Consider the following 18,114-nt stretch of genomic DNA (forward strand, 5'->3'; position numbering starts at 1 on the left):
CCGGACATGACTTACGGGATAGTACACATTCAACTCTCTGCTCATTATAAGGAGAAGAATGGAGTCTCTAGAATTGTTTGCTGAAGGAGCTAAGCTAAGAGTGTTTTTAATAAAATCAATATTTCATTAGCACTTGATATGCAATTTAAATGTAACGTTTTTTGTAACCTGATTTTAATAAAATAAAATGTACCTGTTATTTGCTTGTGTATCGTTATATCATACTTATTAGATAGAGATTCGGAAGTATCAGCAAAACATTATAAAAATGTCTCAAACCCTTGGTATCATTGGGTTAGTAGCTTATTAATAATATTATGGTAGTATATGAATTGAGATAAGTCTCGCTCTTCTATTTAAACTTTAAAGACTTATTTGATTCTAAATATAATCAAGAACAGGAGAATGATGATGAATCTAAATAGTATGGTTAATTCAGCTTTAAAAGAAAAAGAAATAAGTAAACATTCATGGGCTTTAAAATCAAATAATATTGCTATGAAAAAAATGGATAAATCCTCTTTTATTAATAATGAAACAGGTATTCCTATTGATATAAGGTCTTTTTTTGAGATAGATGTAATGAAGGAAAATAGCAATTTTCAAATAACTCTAGAGTTTATGAAACAAGACTATCTTGCTAGGATTAGAAAGGGGTTGGGAGAAAAAGCTAGGACAAAATTATTATGGCCTAGTAAACTAACCGAGTATGTTCAAATGAAGTATCCTATTATATATGAAGAATTTAGAAAGAGTAATAAAGTTGATGATAACGTACCGTATATGATTTTTAAAAAGATAGATGAGAAATACTATAAGGTTTCTTTTTCTACAAGTTTGGAAGAATATGAAGGAATAGGTTCTGTTCAAGTTACTTCAACTTCAAAGTTAGAACCAGTTAAAAGAAACCGAGAGTATAGTTCTTATGGAGAGGAAATAAGAGATTCTGTTGTATATGAGTACTTATTCAATGCTAAAAGTCAATGCTGGATTGATGAAAATATCCTTGGTTTAGATTCGAAGGAGAGCAAAGGTTATGAAGCTATGGGTATTCTACATCATATTGGGATAAAGAATGACCATAAAGGAATCTTTGAAGGAATAAATATTTCTGATGCTCTGTCTCTGTTACAAAAAGAAATGGAAAATTTTAATCCTATTAAGGATGTTCTAATACGATTGAGTGAAGAAGCTATAACAATAACTCTTGATACACATGTGGATGAAGAAGATGATTTTCCTGAAGGGAAAGAAAAGTTTAGATTACACAGATATAGAGAACGTAATAATAAATTAGTTAAACAAGCTAAGGAACGCTTTATCCAAGTACATGGGAGGCTTTATTGTGAGGCGTGCGGAATGGACTTTGAACAAGTTTATGGTGATAGAGGAAGGAATTTCATAGAGGCACATCATAGAAAACCGATATCTGAAATGAAAAACGATGAAACGACTAAAATTGAAGATTTAGCAATGCTTTGCCCTAATTGTCATAGTATGATTCATCGTAAGCCACTGGTTACTGTTGAAGAGCTGAGGGTTTTAATTCAATCGAAAGGAAAATTTATATAAATAGATTAAAAAAATTAACAATGTAACACATAATGGTATGAATAAGTCCTTAATATGATGTTTTATCGTAAAGGAATAGGTGAAAGTTATGCCGCACGTGAAGTTTGATTTTTAGAAAGGTGTGATATTACACCTATATATAATAAAGGTACTTAAATTTGGAATTTATATCAGGAGAAGTTATTCATTTAAGATAATGAATTAATATGAATTGGATGGAGCAACGTGTTTTTCCGAGTTATATAATCCGATATTTAAATCCAGAGATACATAATAAAGAAGAAAACCCGCTACTCTCAGGGTACACATACATTTATGGAGAGGATAAGAAAGATGGGTGATTTTGAAAATTAAAGTTTTAAAGGAGGACTTCTTTTTTATAAATGCATAGAAAATTCTACTGTATTACCACATGTTACTAGGTGGAAAAGTTTTGGATATTCATAAAGCGGGTGTTCCTAAGGTTCACTTTCATGTTTTACGTCATACCCATGCAATAAACCTACTAGCTAAGGATGTGAATGTGAAAATTATTTCTGAGAGATTAAAAGTTATAGAAACATCAAAATCACATTAAATACTTACTGGTGTGTGCTGCGAACGATGCATGAGGATGCAGTCAACAAAATTGAATATATTTTGTAGGTAATGTGACCAATTTTGTGATCATTGGTGTTATAAAGTATGAGAGTAATCAAATAAACCTTCCCCCTGAAAGGATGGGGGAAGGTTTATTTGATTACTCTTCTTCTTGCATTAAGAATTTCCAAAAACGTTTTAATTCTTCACGCTTTTGGGATGGTGCAAACTTTATATCTTTTAGCCATTGATCTAATTCTATTTTGTTTCCGTCCTCTGTAACATTAAAATCTCGCCCTAGAAGAAAATCAGTAGATACATTAAAGTAATCTGCTATACGTATCAAGGTATTGTAATCAGGTTGACGTTCATTCCGTTCGTACATACCAATTGTACTTTCACTTAGCTGAAGCGAGTGAGCAAGTTCTTTTTGCGTAATTCCTCTTTGTTTTCTTAAATCACGAATTATATTTCCAAACGTTTTCATTCTATCACCTGATAATATATTAACACAATATGTGTTAAATAATTAAAAATTTTAAAAGTTGATAATTAGAATCTATTGACAACACAAAGTGTGCAGTTTATATTTTAAGTAACAACACGAAATGTGGTTTTAGGGGGAGAAGACATGAATTATGAAAGAGTGGCCAAAAATCTAATTAATTTAAGAAATGAAAAATCTAGAGAAGAAGTGGCAAGGGCTGTGGGAATCAGTGTTAGTACATTGCAAATGTATGAAAATGGCCAGAGAATTCCACGGGATAATATAAAAATAAAATTAGCGAATTTTTATGGTGTTACAGTCCAAACAATTTTTTTTGATTCAGAACAACACGAAGTGTGTTGAATAATATTAGATTTTTAAGATTATGTAGTTATTTTTTAGAAATGTAAGTTTGGAAAGTGTCTTAGGAAATTTTACATAAAAAATAATATTTTTATCATTATATATAAATAATAGGAGTGTATTTGCATGAACATGAAAACATTTGAAATGCGTGAAAAACGATTAGCGGAACTACTAGGTGCAAAAGTACTATGGGAATTTATAAGTGCTATTACAGAGGAGATTGAAAAACAAGAATTAGAGTCGACACCAGGTTTATTGGAAGATCTATTCGTACATGTGAAAGAAACTATTCAAATTCAGAATATGAATCAACGCATAACAAAAGCCTCTGTAAAAACAGAGGCTGATGGTATAAATAAAGATACATTATTTATGGAAGCATATGTAGAATTAATCAATCATAAGTTTATTATTTCTGAATTAGCTGTAGAGCTTTCATCTGTTCTAAAAGAATTAAATTGTTTTGTTCAATCATCTTTGCCACAGCTTCAAAGTGAGCTTGATTCTCAAGAACCTCAATCTGCTTCTCTTTAGGGAGTGATTGAAGTATTTCTTTTATTTCTTTACACTCGTATATGTTATTCTCCGAGTCTTCGATTAATTTATTGCGACGATTGGTGTATTCAAGTGCACCTAAGGTCGCTAATGCGCGAGGATCTAATCCTAGAATTTCCATGTATTCCTCTCCTTTCCTCTACAATAATTCGATAGGGGGAAGGAGATTCCTTTAATGATTTGGTAAATTTTTAATATAGCCATATAATATGATATTAATTAGTGGAATGTTATGTAGCAGGAATACAATAGAATTAGACTTAAAAGAACTTCTAAAAAACATGAGAAGAAAGGGGAATCCAGTAATTTCACTTCTTTTTCTTAAATTCTCTACATATGGAACAGTTGTTTACTTGTATAATGAATTTTAAATTGGATTCCTTTAAGAAGATTAGATAGACATAAGGAATAAGGTATGCATTTGTAGATAAACAAAATGAAAGAGAGTTGTTATGGAAAGAATGATAGAAAATATTCAGGAGTTATTAGATAATATGTTTTAAAGTGTTCAAGAGAGTAGCCGTATATAAATCGTTACTTAAAAAGTAAAAACTTAGTCCTTGAATATAGAGAAAGGACTAAGTTTTTTGTATAGATGAAATATTGAGTGTATAAAGTTAAATTAAGTAGGGCTCTGAAACCTGAGTGTCCCTTAATGTTAATAAGCATTAAACTTTATATTGCAATACTCCCAGGCGATGCTCCAACCGTTACTACTGTATTTACCGTATAATCAACGGAGTTAAGGATCGTAACTGTGTTTTGTTCTGGCTGAGCAATATAGATGAACTCTCCATTAGGTGTAAAGGCAGCGTCTGCTGGTCCATTGATAGAAATTGTTCCTGTAGATAGTCTTTGTGCTGTATCAATAATATTGATTTCATTGTTTGTTTTGTCTCCTAACAATGCTACAGGTTGATTAGGTGAGAGAGAAAGAAACGAGTTGTAATAGGCCCCAGTAAGAATATCTCCAACCTTTTGGAAAGTAGATAAGTCAATCACTGTAAGAGTGGTCCCAGACGCCACCATTTCTTCTGTAACATAAGCGAATCCATCAAATAAACTGATTCCAATAATGTTTGGATAATCATTTGAAGTAGGACGCTCTTCTACGATATCTCCTGTATTTAAATCAACTTTTATAATACTCCAAGCGTTAGCATTTACGATGTAAGCGTATTGTCCATTTGGATCAATGGCTATACTTGAAAACCCACTTACTCCGATTGAGATCGTATTAGAGATCGTTTGAGTTAGAATGTTAATTGTAGTAATATCCATTGATCCAGTTGAAATATTTAGTATATATGCAAACTGACCATCTGGAGAAAATGCAATATCAATCGGTTTATTTATTGAGAGAGTAGAGGTAACGGCAAGGGTTTCATTTGTAATTATAGAAACACGGTTATCATAAAAGTGCGAAACTAACGTATATGTTTTATTGGGGTTAACAGCAACCTTAATTGGCTGATAAGGGAGATCAATTATTTGCTGAACAGTCTGTGTTGCTGTATTAATTACTGAAAGAGTATTATCATCTTGATTTGCTGTAAAAGCATAAATAGGAGGATTTGGTGGCACTGGTAAAAGGGAAAGGGTGCCACTTAAGATAAACGTATTATCATCTTGTGGTGTGATTGTTAGACTCTTAAGTTTAAAGCCACTAAAATCAAAGCAGCAATTAGAATCCGTTGTATAATAAATAATCTGATTGATGGAGAATTTGTGCCATTTAGAAAAAGCTGCAGCTCCTTGTCCATATTGATTTTGAACAGGGGAAATACTAACAAGCATAGAAAGTACACCATAGATGCGAACACTGTGTACTGGATAGGAACCATCTGGTAAATCAGTTTGAAGAAGACAAGGGTTCGGTGTTTGTAGCGTACATGGTTCAAATGCACATTTTAAGCGGTTTGTATTCCAGGTGACGGCACCAGTGTAATTGGTATCATTAATTATATATCCTTCAGGAGCTTTAATTGAAACCTCAAAATTTACATATTGATTGCACGTACCTTGGCAAGGTAACATGAATATCACTTCCTTTATCAGAAATTATGTGTTAATTCACGTAGTATATAAAGTCGATTACATACCATATTAGGAAAAATATTTTTAGAGCCTATGCTTTTCTATGAAATGACTATGCTTGAAAAGCATCTACTTGTTGATACTACATATAAATAGGTAGCAATGCTCTATATTATGCTTTCTATTTCTTAATGCTTGTACAAATTGTGGTTATTTTAATCGTTAGAAAGTCTGATCCAGTAATGGTAAAACATATTGAAGTAAATAGAAGGTTAATCTAGATATGTTAAGTCTAATGATAGTACATACGATATAGTGCTATTAAATTCGAGGAAGTTAAAGTATGAAAGGGGACACTTATGTTAACTTGAATATCTATTACTAACTTACTTTGTGTAAAAAAGTAGCTGCACAAAAGTACAGCTAGTCTTCTTCACAAATTTATATGGCCTTGATGACGAATTGAGATTGAGGTATATATAGTAATTGAGCTGTTAAGGAAGTTGTTGTATTAGCAAATGGGTATGCTTCCTTATAAAGAAAATTACTATACACTATTTCATTCATTTCATAGGTCGTACACAGTTTTTTTAGGATTTTTTGAGAAATTTTATTTGTACAAGCGGCAATAAAATCATAATCTCTTTTACTTATTTCTTGAATGGCATGTGAAAGAAGGGTAGTGACTATACCACTTCCCATCCAATCTGGATGACAAGCGCCCATATCTAGATAGACCAGTTTTTCTTTATCTAAATGAGAAAACTCAATAGATTCTGTCTCTAATGTATCTAAAAGTTGAAAAATAGGTTCCATTTGTGGGCATAGTTCAATCGCTTTCTCTGTATCTATTAGTGGCTGGGTTAATTTTTTTGTTAAAAGAACTCCAATAATTTGAAAATTTTCTATTGCTACAAATGACATAGCTTGAGATACAGCTTGTTTCATCATTTCTTCGCACATTTTGTGAAAAGGAGCAAAAGGAATTTGTAAACTGCTTACAAGAGGTTCATTATTCACAAAAGAATGTGCAAGTAAATGTGCTGCATCTTTCACATGGTGTGTATCAAGTAGCTCTATATTCATATGTTTTTCCTCTTTCCTGATATAGTGAATAGTAATTAAAAGGATTAAAAAATTTATTTCATCTAGTTAAGTTTAACTATTAAAGCGCTAACAAATATGGTTATGAAACATATGAATGAATCTGTTTAGTAGCAATCGAAATATGTTCATAAAGAAAGTCTACGATCTCATCTATACATTCAACAGTTGTATATGGAGAGATAGAAAAGAATTTTAATGTAGAAATCGGATTTCTATCATAACTGTTTATTACATCTACTACACAAGAACGAGTTGTATCACCAAAAAATACTTGATCGCGATTTTTTCCTAGGTAATTAAATAGTTCTATATTTAATCGGTTTGTATCCTCAATTTCTTCCTTTGTTGCAAGGCCTATTCGTTCTTTTTCCCAATTTTCTTGGCCATCTCCATTCAGATAGAAGCGGAAAGTTGTAATTGGTCCATATGTAAAATCATTTGTGATTGCGACTTGGGGTAGGGCCTTGCGCAACTTCTCTCTAAATAATAGATTTACACGAATATAATTTGCTAATATTTTTTGATATCCTTCAATTCCGAAGGCTAGTAGATTGATATACATTGGAATAGCACTACCAGATCGTGAACATTCTAAGGTATAGCCTGTATGATAACTTCCATATGACCTATTACCAAGATAAGGTGTGTCATCTTGTTCAATGTCCATCAGTTGTAAATCAGTATGATTTTTTACGATTAAAATACTTGAAGCATAAGGTGTTTGTCCTAATTTATGAAAATCAAAACATACACTATCTGCAAGGGACATATATTGCATTTTATCTTGTACGTATTGTAAGGCATTTTTCACATTAGGTTCAAATGAGAGTGAATTTTCTTCAAAACTATAATTATTAAAGAAACTATAGAATCCGCCCATTGCAGAATCAGCATGGATATAAATCGGTTTTAATTTATATTTTTTCTGTATTGCTTCAGCGCTCTCTTTAATTTTTCTTATATCATCAATAGTAAATGTGTCTGTTGATCCCATGGTAGCTAGAATATAAAGGGGGATACCGCCATTGTTAATAACTTGTATCATTTTAGCCTCTAAATCTTCTATATCCATAGAACTTGTATAAGGATCAGTTTTCACTTTTATTAAGTGATTTGACCCAATACCAGTTGCTTCAGCTGACTTTAATAAACTATAATGTGCATTTTCAGAAGCAAAGCAATATACATTTTGTGGAGCGCCATGTTCTTTTGCTGATGGGAATTGTTTAGAAATTGCTAAGCGCAGGCTAGAAAATACGCATCCTTGTCCACCCCATGTTGTATAGCCGCCGCTATTATGTGGATTATAACCTATCAGTTTTGAAAGCATGGATACCACTTTCACTTCTGCTTCAGCTGCCCCTGGACCATATACATCCCAAACACCATTACCATTTAAAAGTGCCATTGTCATTACCCCTAATAGTGAAGGTATACTTGGTAGTGGTACAGCGTTAGACAAGTAATATTTATTTGGATACGGATGTCCATTCATAAATTGGTTTAGCTCTTCTATAACCTCAGACATAGTGATTCCAGCTAGTGGAATATGACTTTGGTGAATTAAGCCATTGTAGTATCCTTCTGATTTTTCCTCACATTTACCTAAAGTAGCTCGCTCATCATTTTTTAATTGGTCAAGATTTTTAATTATTTTCTGCATAGATTCTAATAAAAGTTGTTGTTTTTCTTCATTTCCGTCAACGCTCGGAAATAGTTTTAAAATATCTTGCATGCAGTCACTTCTCCTTGTGAAAAACTGGATTTTTATTTTACTTGGTTAAACATAAGGGTATAATAATTTGTAATTGCCCTATTGAATACTTAAAAATGAGGAGCTATTTAGAAAAAAATGTAATTCCATAGAAGATTATATGAATTATGGAATTTAAAGTAAAGAAAAATTTTTTGATTTATTTTAAAAAAAGTAATTGTGAGATAATGAAGTTTCTAAAAATATTTCTGAATTAATTGTTTATTCGGTTTGCATGTTGCCTTAGCATGTATTCAACTAGTGTAGTAGATATTTTAATATAATGTAGAACGTATTATAAGGTAGTTGAATAAAAGGGTTCAACTACCTTATAAAATGTAGATATTGTTGGGAAAAGATAAAAAAATAGGGTGGAAGTGCTAAAGATATGTTCTAGTGGAGAAGAAGTAGTAGTATGGATTTGGTAGAAAAATCAGCATAATTTTTTATGGAAGAATAATTATTTGATCAAAGTTGTTTAATGAATTCAATTTCATTATCTAATAATAATGGACGAGTTAAGTGGGAAGAGTTCTCTTCAACCTGGGTAGAATTTTTTGCACCAGGAATAGCAACTGAAACGGCAGGGTGACTTAAAACATAACGTAAAGCAACTTGCGCTAAACTTCGATTTGAGCGTACAAGTGAACGTAATTTCTCTACTTTGTTTAAGCTATCTTTAAACCACTTTTCTTTGGGCCAATCTTTTCTTAAATCATCGTCTGGAAATTGAGTTTCATGATTAAATTTTCCAGTTAAAATCCCCATCTTAAGTGGACCTCTTATCACAGCACCTAAATTATGTTTTTCAATATAAGGAAGGATGTCTTTTTCAGGTTCTTTATTCAAAATACTATAATCGAATTGTACGACATCTAAATCATTATCTTGATTAAAATGTCTTATATAATCTAAATCATTAGTAGAAACACCAACGGCTCTCACTTTACCAGATTTTTTTAAGGTTTGGAAAGCTTGTAGAAAGGCTTCTGTTTCTTCATGTTTATCCCACCAAATATGACAAAAGTACACATCTATATAATCCGTTTTAAGCCGCAGTAAACTAGCCTCAAACGCATCAATGATCTTTTGAGGATCTCCATAAACGGCTGGTTGATTTGGGTCATAATGATGACCAATTAATCCACCTTTTGTAGAAAGAATGATATCCTGCCTGCGATTATTTATGGCTTTTGCAACGAGTGTTTCACTATGACCTAATCCATAAACATCAGCAGTGTCAATAAAGTTGACTCCTAGGTCAATCGCTTTCTCAATTGCATCAAGTGATTCATTATCTTTTACTGCTCCCCATTCATCTCCACCAATCGCCCACGAACCGAATCCTATCTCTGAAACTATTAACCCGGTGTTACCTAATAATCTATATTCCATTATGTACGGACTCCTCCTTTACAGTTTATGTTATTAGAAGTATATATAGTGACCAGTTGGAATATTCTTGAATTTATTTTCGGAGTATAAATTAGACTATTTCCTTTAATAAAATATGTAAGATTGCTGTATAAAAAGAAATTAGAATTATTAGTGAAATGGTTTTTTATGCTTAAATTGAATAAAAGTATGAATTGATACAGTATAAATATGAGTTTTATTCATAATTTTAATAACTATGCAATAAGCGAAATAAATGTTGAATTTAGTCGGAAAATATAGATTTACAAATTGCAGAATGTGTACATATAGTTGTAACTGTAAATATTATCCGTTTTTAAATATTTATAAAAGGAGAAATTCATATGAAAGAAATACAAAAGAAATATGAAATTGTAGAAGAATTGGATGTAACAGTAGGCCAAGAAGCATTATGGATAGCTCATCAAATGGAAATAGAAAAAGGAATGAACAATGAACCGATTATAATAAAGTTAAAAGGAAATCTTCAAATAGAGGTTTTAAAGAAAACGCTTACTACGATAGTGCAATCACATCCGGCGCTACGTACAATATTTAAGAAGAGGGATGAAAAAATAAAGCAATTAATTCAAAAGAATGTAGAATTTGATATACCAATTAAAGATTTAACTGCTTTTAAAAACACAGAACAAAAATCTATTTTAAAAAATTTCTTAGAATCTATAGTGAATGAGAAATTTAGTTTAGAAGAGGGGCCTTTGTTTAAATTCCACATTATTAAATTCAGTGAAGATACATTTGTTTTACATTTAATGTTTCATCACATTATTTACGATGGATGGAGTTTAGGAGTTTTCATCCGACAATTATCCAATACGTATGGTGAATTACTTCAAGGGAAGAAGAATGTAGAATTTGAATCTCCTTATAAGAACCTCGTAGAGTATGAGGAGGGTTTTATTGATAGTGCAATATATAAAGATGGATCATCGTATTGGAAAGATTATTTACAAGGTGAATTAACTCCTACAGAGTTTCCTATTGATTTTAATAAAATGAATGAAAAAAGATATACAGATAAAAATATAAGTAAGAATATTAATTCGGATTTATTTTATCAAATACAATGTTTTGCTAAAAAAAATAATATAAGTATTTATCGAGTAATGTTAAGTACTTATTGTACCTTGCTTCATCAAATGACAAATGCTGAAGAGATAATTGTTGGTATTCCAATTAATACTAGACCACATACAGAAGAACGAAATGCTTTTGGCTATTTTGTTAATACAGTACCTATACGTATAACAATAGAAAAGGGAGAAACATTTAAGGGAATACTTAATAAAGTGAATAAATCTATTAATCTAGCTATTACGTATAAACATAATCCATACTCACATATAGTAAAAGATTTAAATCTAAATACAAATACAAATACAAATACAAATCATAATATGGTATATTCCACAGCATTTAATACGATGAAGATACCGGAATTAAAAATTCCTGATATTGAGTCAACAGTTTTAACAGATTGTAAAAGAGTAAATCCTTTTAATATGACTTGGAGAATAATGCGATATGAAGGGGAAACAGAGAATAAAATTGAGGTTGACTTTAACTCAGCATTATATAAACCAGAGAGTATTAGTGATTTAGTCGAAAGATATATATATTTGTTACAAAAACTAATGAAGAATGTGAACGAACCTATCCATTCATTGGATTTACTTGTAGAGAAAGATCATCGTCTATACAAAGAAATGAACTCAAATGCTCTTACATATCCTCATTCAAAAACACTAGATCAATTAATCGATCTACAATCATTAAAATCACAAAATCAAATAGCGATTTCAATGGGGGATAAATCCATTACCTATTATGAATTACAGCAAAGGTCAAATCAAATAGCGAATTATTTACGTGAAAATGATTTGAAAAAGGGACAACGTGTAAGTATTACAATGGAGAGAGAGATTGATACCATTGTATGGATTCTAGGCATCTTAAAATCAGGTGGAGTTTATGTACCAATTGATCCAAAGTTTCCTGAAAAAAGAATAGAATACATCTTAAAAGATAGCGAAAGTCAAATGATTATTACGAAGAAAGAATACAGGGGATTGGTTGAAAGGTTTGCGATTCATACAATTTATCTAGAAGATTTTCACTACGCTAATTCTATAGAAAATATTGCGTCTACACATACCATAGAAGATGCAGCTTATATTATCTACACGTCAGGTTCAACAGGTTTGCCAAAAGGAGTCGTTGTACCACATAAAGGCGTAGTTAATTTATCATATTCAGTAATCAATACATTTCATTTAGGAAAAGAAGATGTGTTTTTACAATTTGCAACGATCATTTTTGACGCCTCCATTATGGAAATATTTCCGATTTTGCTATGTGGAGGGAGAATGCATTTAATTTCTGAAATCGAAAAACGTTCAGCAGAGGAATTTATAAATGTAATTGAAAAGAATGGTATTACAAATGTGGTTTTACCAACTGCGTTTTTTAAATTAATAGCTGATATGCCAAAAGAAATGTTACTTAAATTAAATTCTGTAAAACGTGTATTTGTAGGAGGGGAAACTTTACCTGCTGAATCAGTTCGTAAATGGCAAAGTAAATTAGGGTTAAAGATTCCAGTTCTTAATGCATATGGTCCTACTGAAACTACTGTATGTGCAACCATGTATGAAGTAAATCGTGAGATACAAAAAGAAATTTCTAATATCCCAATCGGTAAACCAATTGCTAATAGTGAAGTTTTCGTGGTTAGTCCGTTCAATACATTATGTCCGTCAGGTGTAGTAGGTGAGTTATTTATTGGCGGTGATGGAGTTGCCAACGGATATTTAAATCAACAGGAAAAAACAAAAGAGGCGTTTATTTCTTTTGACAAATCCTATAATCACGATAAAAAGATGTATCGTACTGGAGATTTAGTACGTCTTTTACCGAATGGAAATTTAGAATTTATCGGAAGGAAAGATAATCAAGTAAAAATACGTGGGTATCGAATTGAGCTGGATGAAATTGAAGGAACATTATTTAAACATCTAGAAGTGAGAGATGCTGTAGTATTCACGTATCAAAACGACAAAATTGTTAGCTTTTATTTATCAAAAGACAATACAGAACTAAAACAAGAGGCATTAAAAACATTCTTAAGTGAAAGTTTACCAGATTTTATGATGCCAAATTATGTATTTCACCTTGAAAGTTTTCCTGTATCACCAAGCGGGAAACTAGATAGAAAAAAATTAGAATTACAAATCCCATCTTTACTTGCAAACATGCAGAAGCAATATGTTCCACCGATAAGTGAAACAGAAAAAAGATTGGCAAAAACATGGACAGAGATTTTAAATTTAGGGAAATATAGAATCGGCGGAGATGATGACTTTTTTAAACTTGGGGGACATTCATTAATTGCTGTGCAAGTGTTAAATCAAATTCAAAAAGAGTTTCATCTAAAAATTGAAATTAGAGATATTTTTGAGCATACAACGATTGCTAGTCTATCAGCTTACATCGATAAATTAATGATAGTAAATCAAGATAGTTCAGAACAGGAGATGCAAGTATTAAAAGTTGCAGATAAGGAAAGTTATCAGTTATCAAGTGCTCAAAAAAGAATCTGGTTTTTAAATAAGTATAACGCCATTAATAGAGTATATGATACACCACTACACATATATATTGAACCGAGCTTGAAAAAAGATATCTTACAAGACACCATAAGATTTTTAGTTGAACGACACGAGATGCTACGAACAGTTTTTATTGAAAGAAATGGGGAGCCTAGACAAGTCATTTTAAACTCAATAGCCATTGACTTGATTCACGATGAGATTGAACACATGTCTAAAAAAGAACAACAAGAATATATACGTACAACAATAAATCAAACGGATCATACACCATTTGATTTAGAAAAGGGCCCTCTTTTTAGGATTAGAATTTTTAATCTGAATAAGAAAAAGTCTTATTTATATATTAATTTACATCACATTATTACAGATGAGTGGAGTGTAAGGAATCTATTAGATGAATTAATGAAGGTATATAGTGCCTTTGCTAAACGTAGGAATCCTGAGTTGCCAACTATTTCTAATCGATATGTAGATTATGCAGAGTGGGAACAGGCGCAGTTAAATTTAGGTCGATGGGATACAGAAAAATCTTATTGGATGGCCGAACTTGCAGCACCTCTTCCTATATTAAATCTTCCTTTAGATTTTAGTAGGAATCGTCAAAGTACAAATAAAGGTACAGTATTTGAAATGAAGTTAGATAATGAAATGAAAGAGTCTTTGAAACAAGTATGTGAACAAGAGAATGTTTCTATGTATATGCTATTTTTAGCAGCGTATATTCAATTGTTACATTATCTAACGGATCAAAAAGATATTATTGTAGGTACACCGATTGTTGGAAGGAATCATCAAGAATTTGAAAAAATACAAGGATTTTTTGTAAATACCTTAGCGATCAGAACACAATTGAATGATGTGAAAAATTTAACACAGCTATTACAAGTAGTGAGAGAGAAATGTTTGAATTCATTCCAAAACCAATCGTACCCATTTGATAAAGTAATTGAGCAAATAAATCCTGATAGAAGCTTTGGGAATAACCCGATCTTTTCTACTATGTTTAGTTATCAGAAAGATATTCTGCAGCAACATGATGCGTATAAGCTTCAGTTGTTACCTAATAAACAAGATATTAGTAAGTTTGACATTTCTTTAGCTGTTGAAGAAGGATTGGATTATGTAGGGATTTCATTTGAGTATGATATTAATCTTTTCAAGGAAGAGTCAATTAACAGGTTTACTCAAAACTTACTTAATATACTGGACGCCTTTATTCATCAACGAACAGTAACATATGAAAATCTTTCATTCCTATCACAGGAAGAAGAATCTTTATATCAAAAGGTAAATCATACAGAAAGACCATATCCTTATTTTCAAAATATACAGGAGCAATTCTATATGCAAGTAGATGGACAACCCGAACGGATTGCTATAGTGACTGGAACGGAATCTTTAACATATAGACAATTAAATATGAGCTCTAATCAAGTAGCTCAACATTTACTCGAAAAAGGTATAAAAAGAGGTGATAAGGTAGCCATATTTTTAGATAGAAGTATGAATAGTATCGTTTCTATGCTTGGAATATTAAAAGCCGGTGCTGCCTATATACCAATCGATGTAAAATATCCTGAGGATAGAATAAATTATATAGTTCGTGACAGTGAGGCATGTAGAATTATAACGAGTAACAAATTCAAAAGTCATTTGAATGTAAGTGATTATAAGGTTTCAATAATAGAGGATATATATCGTACGACTATAAATGATGATGTAAAAATTTTAAATAAACCAAATGACTTGGCATATGTAATTTATACTTCAGGCTCAACAGGAAAACCAAAAGGTACATTATTAACGCATAAAGGAGTATTAAATTTAGTTGAATGGAGAAATGAAGTATTTCAGATCTCTCCAAATGATAAAGTAACACAGTTTTATTCCCATAGTTTTGATTCTTCAGTATCAGAAATTTTTTCTACCTTGTTAAATGGGGCGGAACTATATGTATTAAGTGATGAACAGCGCTATTCAACTGTCGAATATGCTCAAGCCATTCAAGAAACTCAAGCAACTATTTCTGACTTACCAACAGTATTTTTCAATGAATTATCAACTTCATTAACTAAACTGGATAGCGAAAAGATACGTTCTTTAAGATTTATAATAATGGGAGGGGAAGCTGCATCAACAAATGCCATTAGAAGTTGGCAAAATACTTTTAAAAACCAAGTACAGCTGGTAAATGAGTATGGCCCTACTGAAGCAACCGTTTCAGCAATGTATTATTTCATACCAGTTTTAGAAGGCGACAATAATCTTTTAGGAAGCATACCAATTGGTATTCCTATTTCTAATACAAAGGTTCATATATTGAATTCATATATGCAACATTGTCCGGTAGGGGCTATGGGTGAATTATATATTGAAAGTTTAGGATTGGCTCAAGGGTATTGGAAGCAGGAAGAAAAAACAAAACAGGCATTTATTTCAAACCCATTTTCAGAAGACAATAGTAAAAGATTATATCGAACAGGTGATTTAGCAAGGTGGTTACCAAATGGAAATATAGAATTTATGGGGAGAAAAGATAAGCAGGTTAAAATTAGAGGGCACAGAATTGAATTAGGTGAAATAGAAGATGCAATGTTACAACTTGAGGGGATAAGTCAGGCTGTAGTAACACAAACGGAAGATGGAATGTTACTGCAAGCTTATTATAAAACAGTGGACGGTATAGGGATAGAGAAAAATAAGTTAGCTTTACATTTATCAAATGTATTGCCAGAATATATGGTCCCTAAATATTACTCTCATGTGTTAGAAATACCAATAACGGCGAACGGTAAAATTGATTTTGAAAAGCTGCCAAAAATAGAGTTTGGTTATGAGCAAAAAGATGAGTGTAAACTTAAACCTCAAACTAAAGTGCAAAAAGACATTGCAAAGGTATGGTCTGAAGTTCTAAACATAAAATCTATAGGTTTAAAAGATGATTTCTTTAATTTGGGTGGACATTCTTTAAAAGTTATGCCGGCATTAGTCAAATTAAAACCGTTATACCCTAACTTGAAAATTCAAGATTTCTTTAAGTATAGAACAATAGAAAAATTAGCCTCTCATATTGAAGAGATGGAAGGCATGTCGTCCAAGAAAGAGAAAAATATGAATGTAGCATGTATGGAAAATGAAACGAAAACGACTCCTGTTTATGAAAGAACTAAATTAGAAGAATGTGAGTTAGATCTGGTGAATTATCCAAACACAATTTTCCTTACAGGGGCAACAGGATATTTAGGAGCACATATTTTAGAACGATTATTACAGTTGCCATCTACGACTATTTACTGTTTAGTAAGAAAAAATGAGGATCAAGTAATTGGTGCAAAGTTAAAAGAAAGAATGGAGTTTTATTTCGGTAAAGAAATCCTTCAAAAGTTGAAGGAGAGAGTAGAATTAATTGAAGGAGATTTATCTTTGATGAATCTAGGTCTAGATTCAAAGCAAATGGACCATTTAAAGAATAGGGTAGAGTCAATCATACATTGTGGTGGAGAAGTTAGACATTATGGAGAACGTGAGCATTTTCAAAAGGTAAATGTTCAGTCTACAAAATACTTATTGGAATTAGCTAAGAACACAAATGCACGTTTTCATTATATATCGACTTTAAGTGTAGTAGGTCAGGCTGAAAGCGATCCAAAAGAATTTGAATTCTCTGAGTCTAATTTTGATAGAGGGCAAAATTTAGATAATCTGTACCTAGAAAGTAAGTTTCAAGGCGAGAAAATGGTCAGAGAAGCAATGGAAAAAGGAGTTCGTGCCACAATATACCGTGTGGGGAATTTAGTGGGTAACTCTAAAACAGGTAAATTTCAATACAATATTAATGAAAACGCATTTTATAGATTATTAAAAGGGATATGTCTATCTAGCATAGCTCCTGACGTCAATACGTATGTAGATTTAACGCCTGTAGACTATGGAAGTTTAGCTATTACTGAATTATCTTATAAGGCCAATACAGTAAATAAAACCATGCATATTTGTAATCCAAATCAGCTTAAATGGGACCAATTTATTAATAGTTTACAAGCTTTTGGATACGATATCCTGTTAATGAAACAAGAGAAGTATATAGAGAAGTTTTTTAATACGAATCTAACTACTGATGAACAGAAAGCTTTAGAGCTCATAATGCCTTTATTAGAATCTGTAGAAGAGCTATCAGTAGCTATACCATCTTGTTTATACACGCAAGGATATTTGAAGAATGTACATTGTTTAGAGCCAAATCAAGAGTATATCAATTTGTTATTAAATTATGCTATGAGTATAGAGTATTTACCATTAATTAAAGAACCAATACTGTTGTAGTATACTCTATCTATTTTGAGCAAAAGAAGGGTTTCACTTCGAAACTTTTTATTTAAAAATCTTAATTATTTGATTACAAAAAATAAAAGATTGTATAGCGGAGAAGTAATAATGAAAAAGAACCTGTTTTCTATGGAAAACAGGTTCTTTTTTTGGGGTAAAGATAACTTAGGGATACGGAAAAAATCCTTCCCAGTATGATTGGGATCGCACTATCGAGAATATAAATATGCAATTATGCATATTTATATTGAATATTTTTAATAATTTTAAAATCTAATATATAA

10 protein-coding genes are annotated in these 18,114 nt (G+C 31.5%); 5 read left to right on the plus strand and 5 right to left on the minus strand.

Annotated elements, in window-relative coordinates; all coding sequences use genetic code 11:
- Positions 1-411 precede the first annotated feature (411 nt).
- Both NZ044_RS28105 and NZ044_RS28110 read left to right on the plus strand, forming a co-directional pair.
- Complete coding sequence (locus tag NZ044_RS28105; RefSeq protein WP_340950120.1) at positions 412-1,572, plus strand: HNH endonuclease; 1,161 nt, start codon at positions 412-414, stop codon at positions 1,570-1,572.
- Between the two features lie 433 nt (positions 1,573-2,005).
- On the plus strand, positions 2,006-2,149 hold the full coding sequence (locus tag NZ044_RS28110) for a hypothetical protein (protein WP_229145097.1): 144 nt from the start codon (positions 2,006-2,008) through the stop codon (positions 2,147-2,149).
- Between the two features lie 162 nt (positions 2,150-2,311).
- Here the strand turns inward: NZ044_RS28110 and NZ044_RS28115 are convergent, their stop codons facing one another.
- The gene (locus NZ044_RS28115) at positions 2,312-2,638 is read right to left on the minus strand and encodes a helix-turn-helix domain-containing protein (protein WP_097807950.1); all 327 of its coding nucleotides are present in this window, start codon (positions 2,636-2,638) and stop codon (positions 2,312-2,314) included.
- Between the two features lie 144 nt (positions 2,639-2,782).
- On the opposite strand from NZ044_RS28115, the gene NZ044_RS28120 reads away from it, so the two are divergent.
- Both NZ044_RS28120 and NZ044_RS28125 read left to right on the plus strand, forming a co-directional pair.
- Positions 2,783-3,001, plus strand: a complete 219-nt coding sequence (locus NZ044_RS28120; protein ID WP_001105582.1) for a helix-turn-helix transcriptional regulator — start codon at positions 2,783-2,785, stop codon at positions 2,999-3,001.
- 126 nt (positions 3,002-3,127) lie between these two features.
- Positions 3,128-3,538, plus strand: coding sequence for a hypothetical protein (locus NZ044_RS28125; protein ID WP_097807949.1), 411 nt, complete (start codon positions 3,128-3,130; stop codon positions 3,536-3,538).
- Positions 3,539-4,234: 696 nt separating this feature from the next.
- Here NZ044_RS28125 and NZ044_RS28130 read toward each other — a convergent pair.
- The 4 genes from NZ044_RS28130 to NZ044_RS28145 all read right to left on the minus strand — a co-directional run bounded on the left by NZ044_RS28130 (position 4,235) and on the right by NZ044_RS28145 (position 9,851).
- On the minus strand, positions 4,235-5,596 hold the full coding sequence (locus tag NZ044_RS28130) for a YncE family protein (protein WP_340950121.1): 1,362 nt from the start codon (positions 5,594-5,596) through the stop codon (positions 4,235-4,237).
- A 441-nt stretch (positions 5,597-6,037) separates the two neighbouring features.
- The gene (locus tag NZ044_RS28135) at positions 6,038-6,682 is read right to left on the minus strand and encodes a hypothetical protein (RefSeq protein ID WP_044585355.1); all 645 of its coding nucleotides are present in this window, start codon (positions 6,680-6,682) and stop codon (positions 6,038-6,040) included.
- A 100-nt stretch (positions 6,683-6,782) separates the two neighbouring features.
- Entirely contained in the window at positions 6,783-8,438 is a 1,656-nt protein-coding gene (locus NZ044_RS28140) for a pyridoxal phosphate-dependent decarboxylase family protein (RefSeq protein ID WP_340950122.1), read from the minus strand.
- A 486-nt stretch (positions 8,439-8,924) separates the two neighbouring features.
- The gene (locus NZ044_RS28145) at positions 8,925-9,851 is read right to left on the minus strand and encodes an aldo/keto reductase (protein WP_098505754.1); all 927 of its coding nucleotides are present in this window, start codon (positions 9,849-9,851) and stop codon (positions 8,925-8,927) included.
- Between the two features lie 365 nt (positions 9,852-10,216).
- On the opposite strand from NZ044_RS28145, the gene NZ044_RS28150 reads away from it, so the two are divergent.
- The gene (locus tag NZ044_RS28150; protein WP_340950123.1) at positions 10,217-17,827 is read left to right on the plus strand and encodes a non-ribosomal peptide synthetase; all 7,611 of its coding nucleotides are present in this window, start codon (positions 10,217-10,219) and stop codon (positions 17,825-17,827) included.
- Positions 17,828-18,114 lie beyond the last annotated feature (287 nt).

Origin of the sequence: Bacillus sp. FSL K6-1338, from assembly GCF_038006965.1 — a bacterium.
Lineage (GTDB): Bacteria > Bacillota > Bacilli > Bacillales > Bacillaceae_G > Bacillus_A > Bacillus_A thuringiensis_S.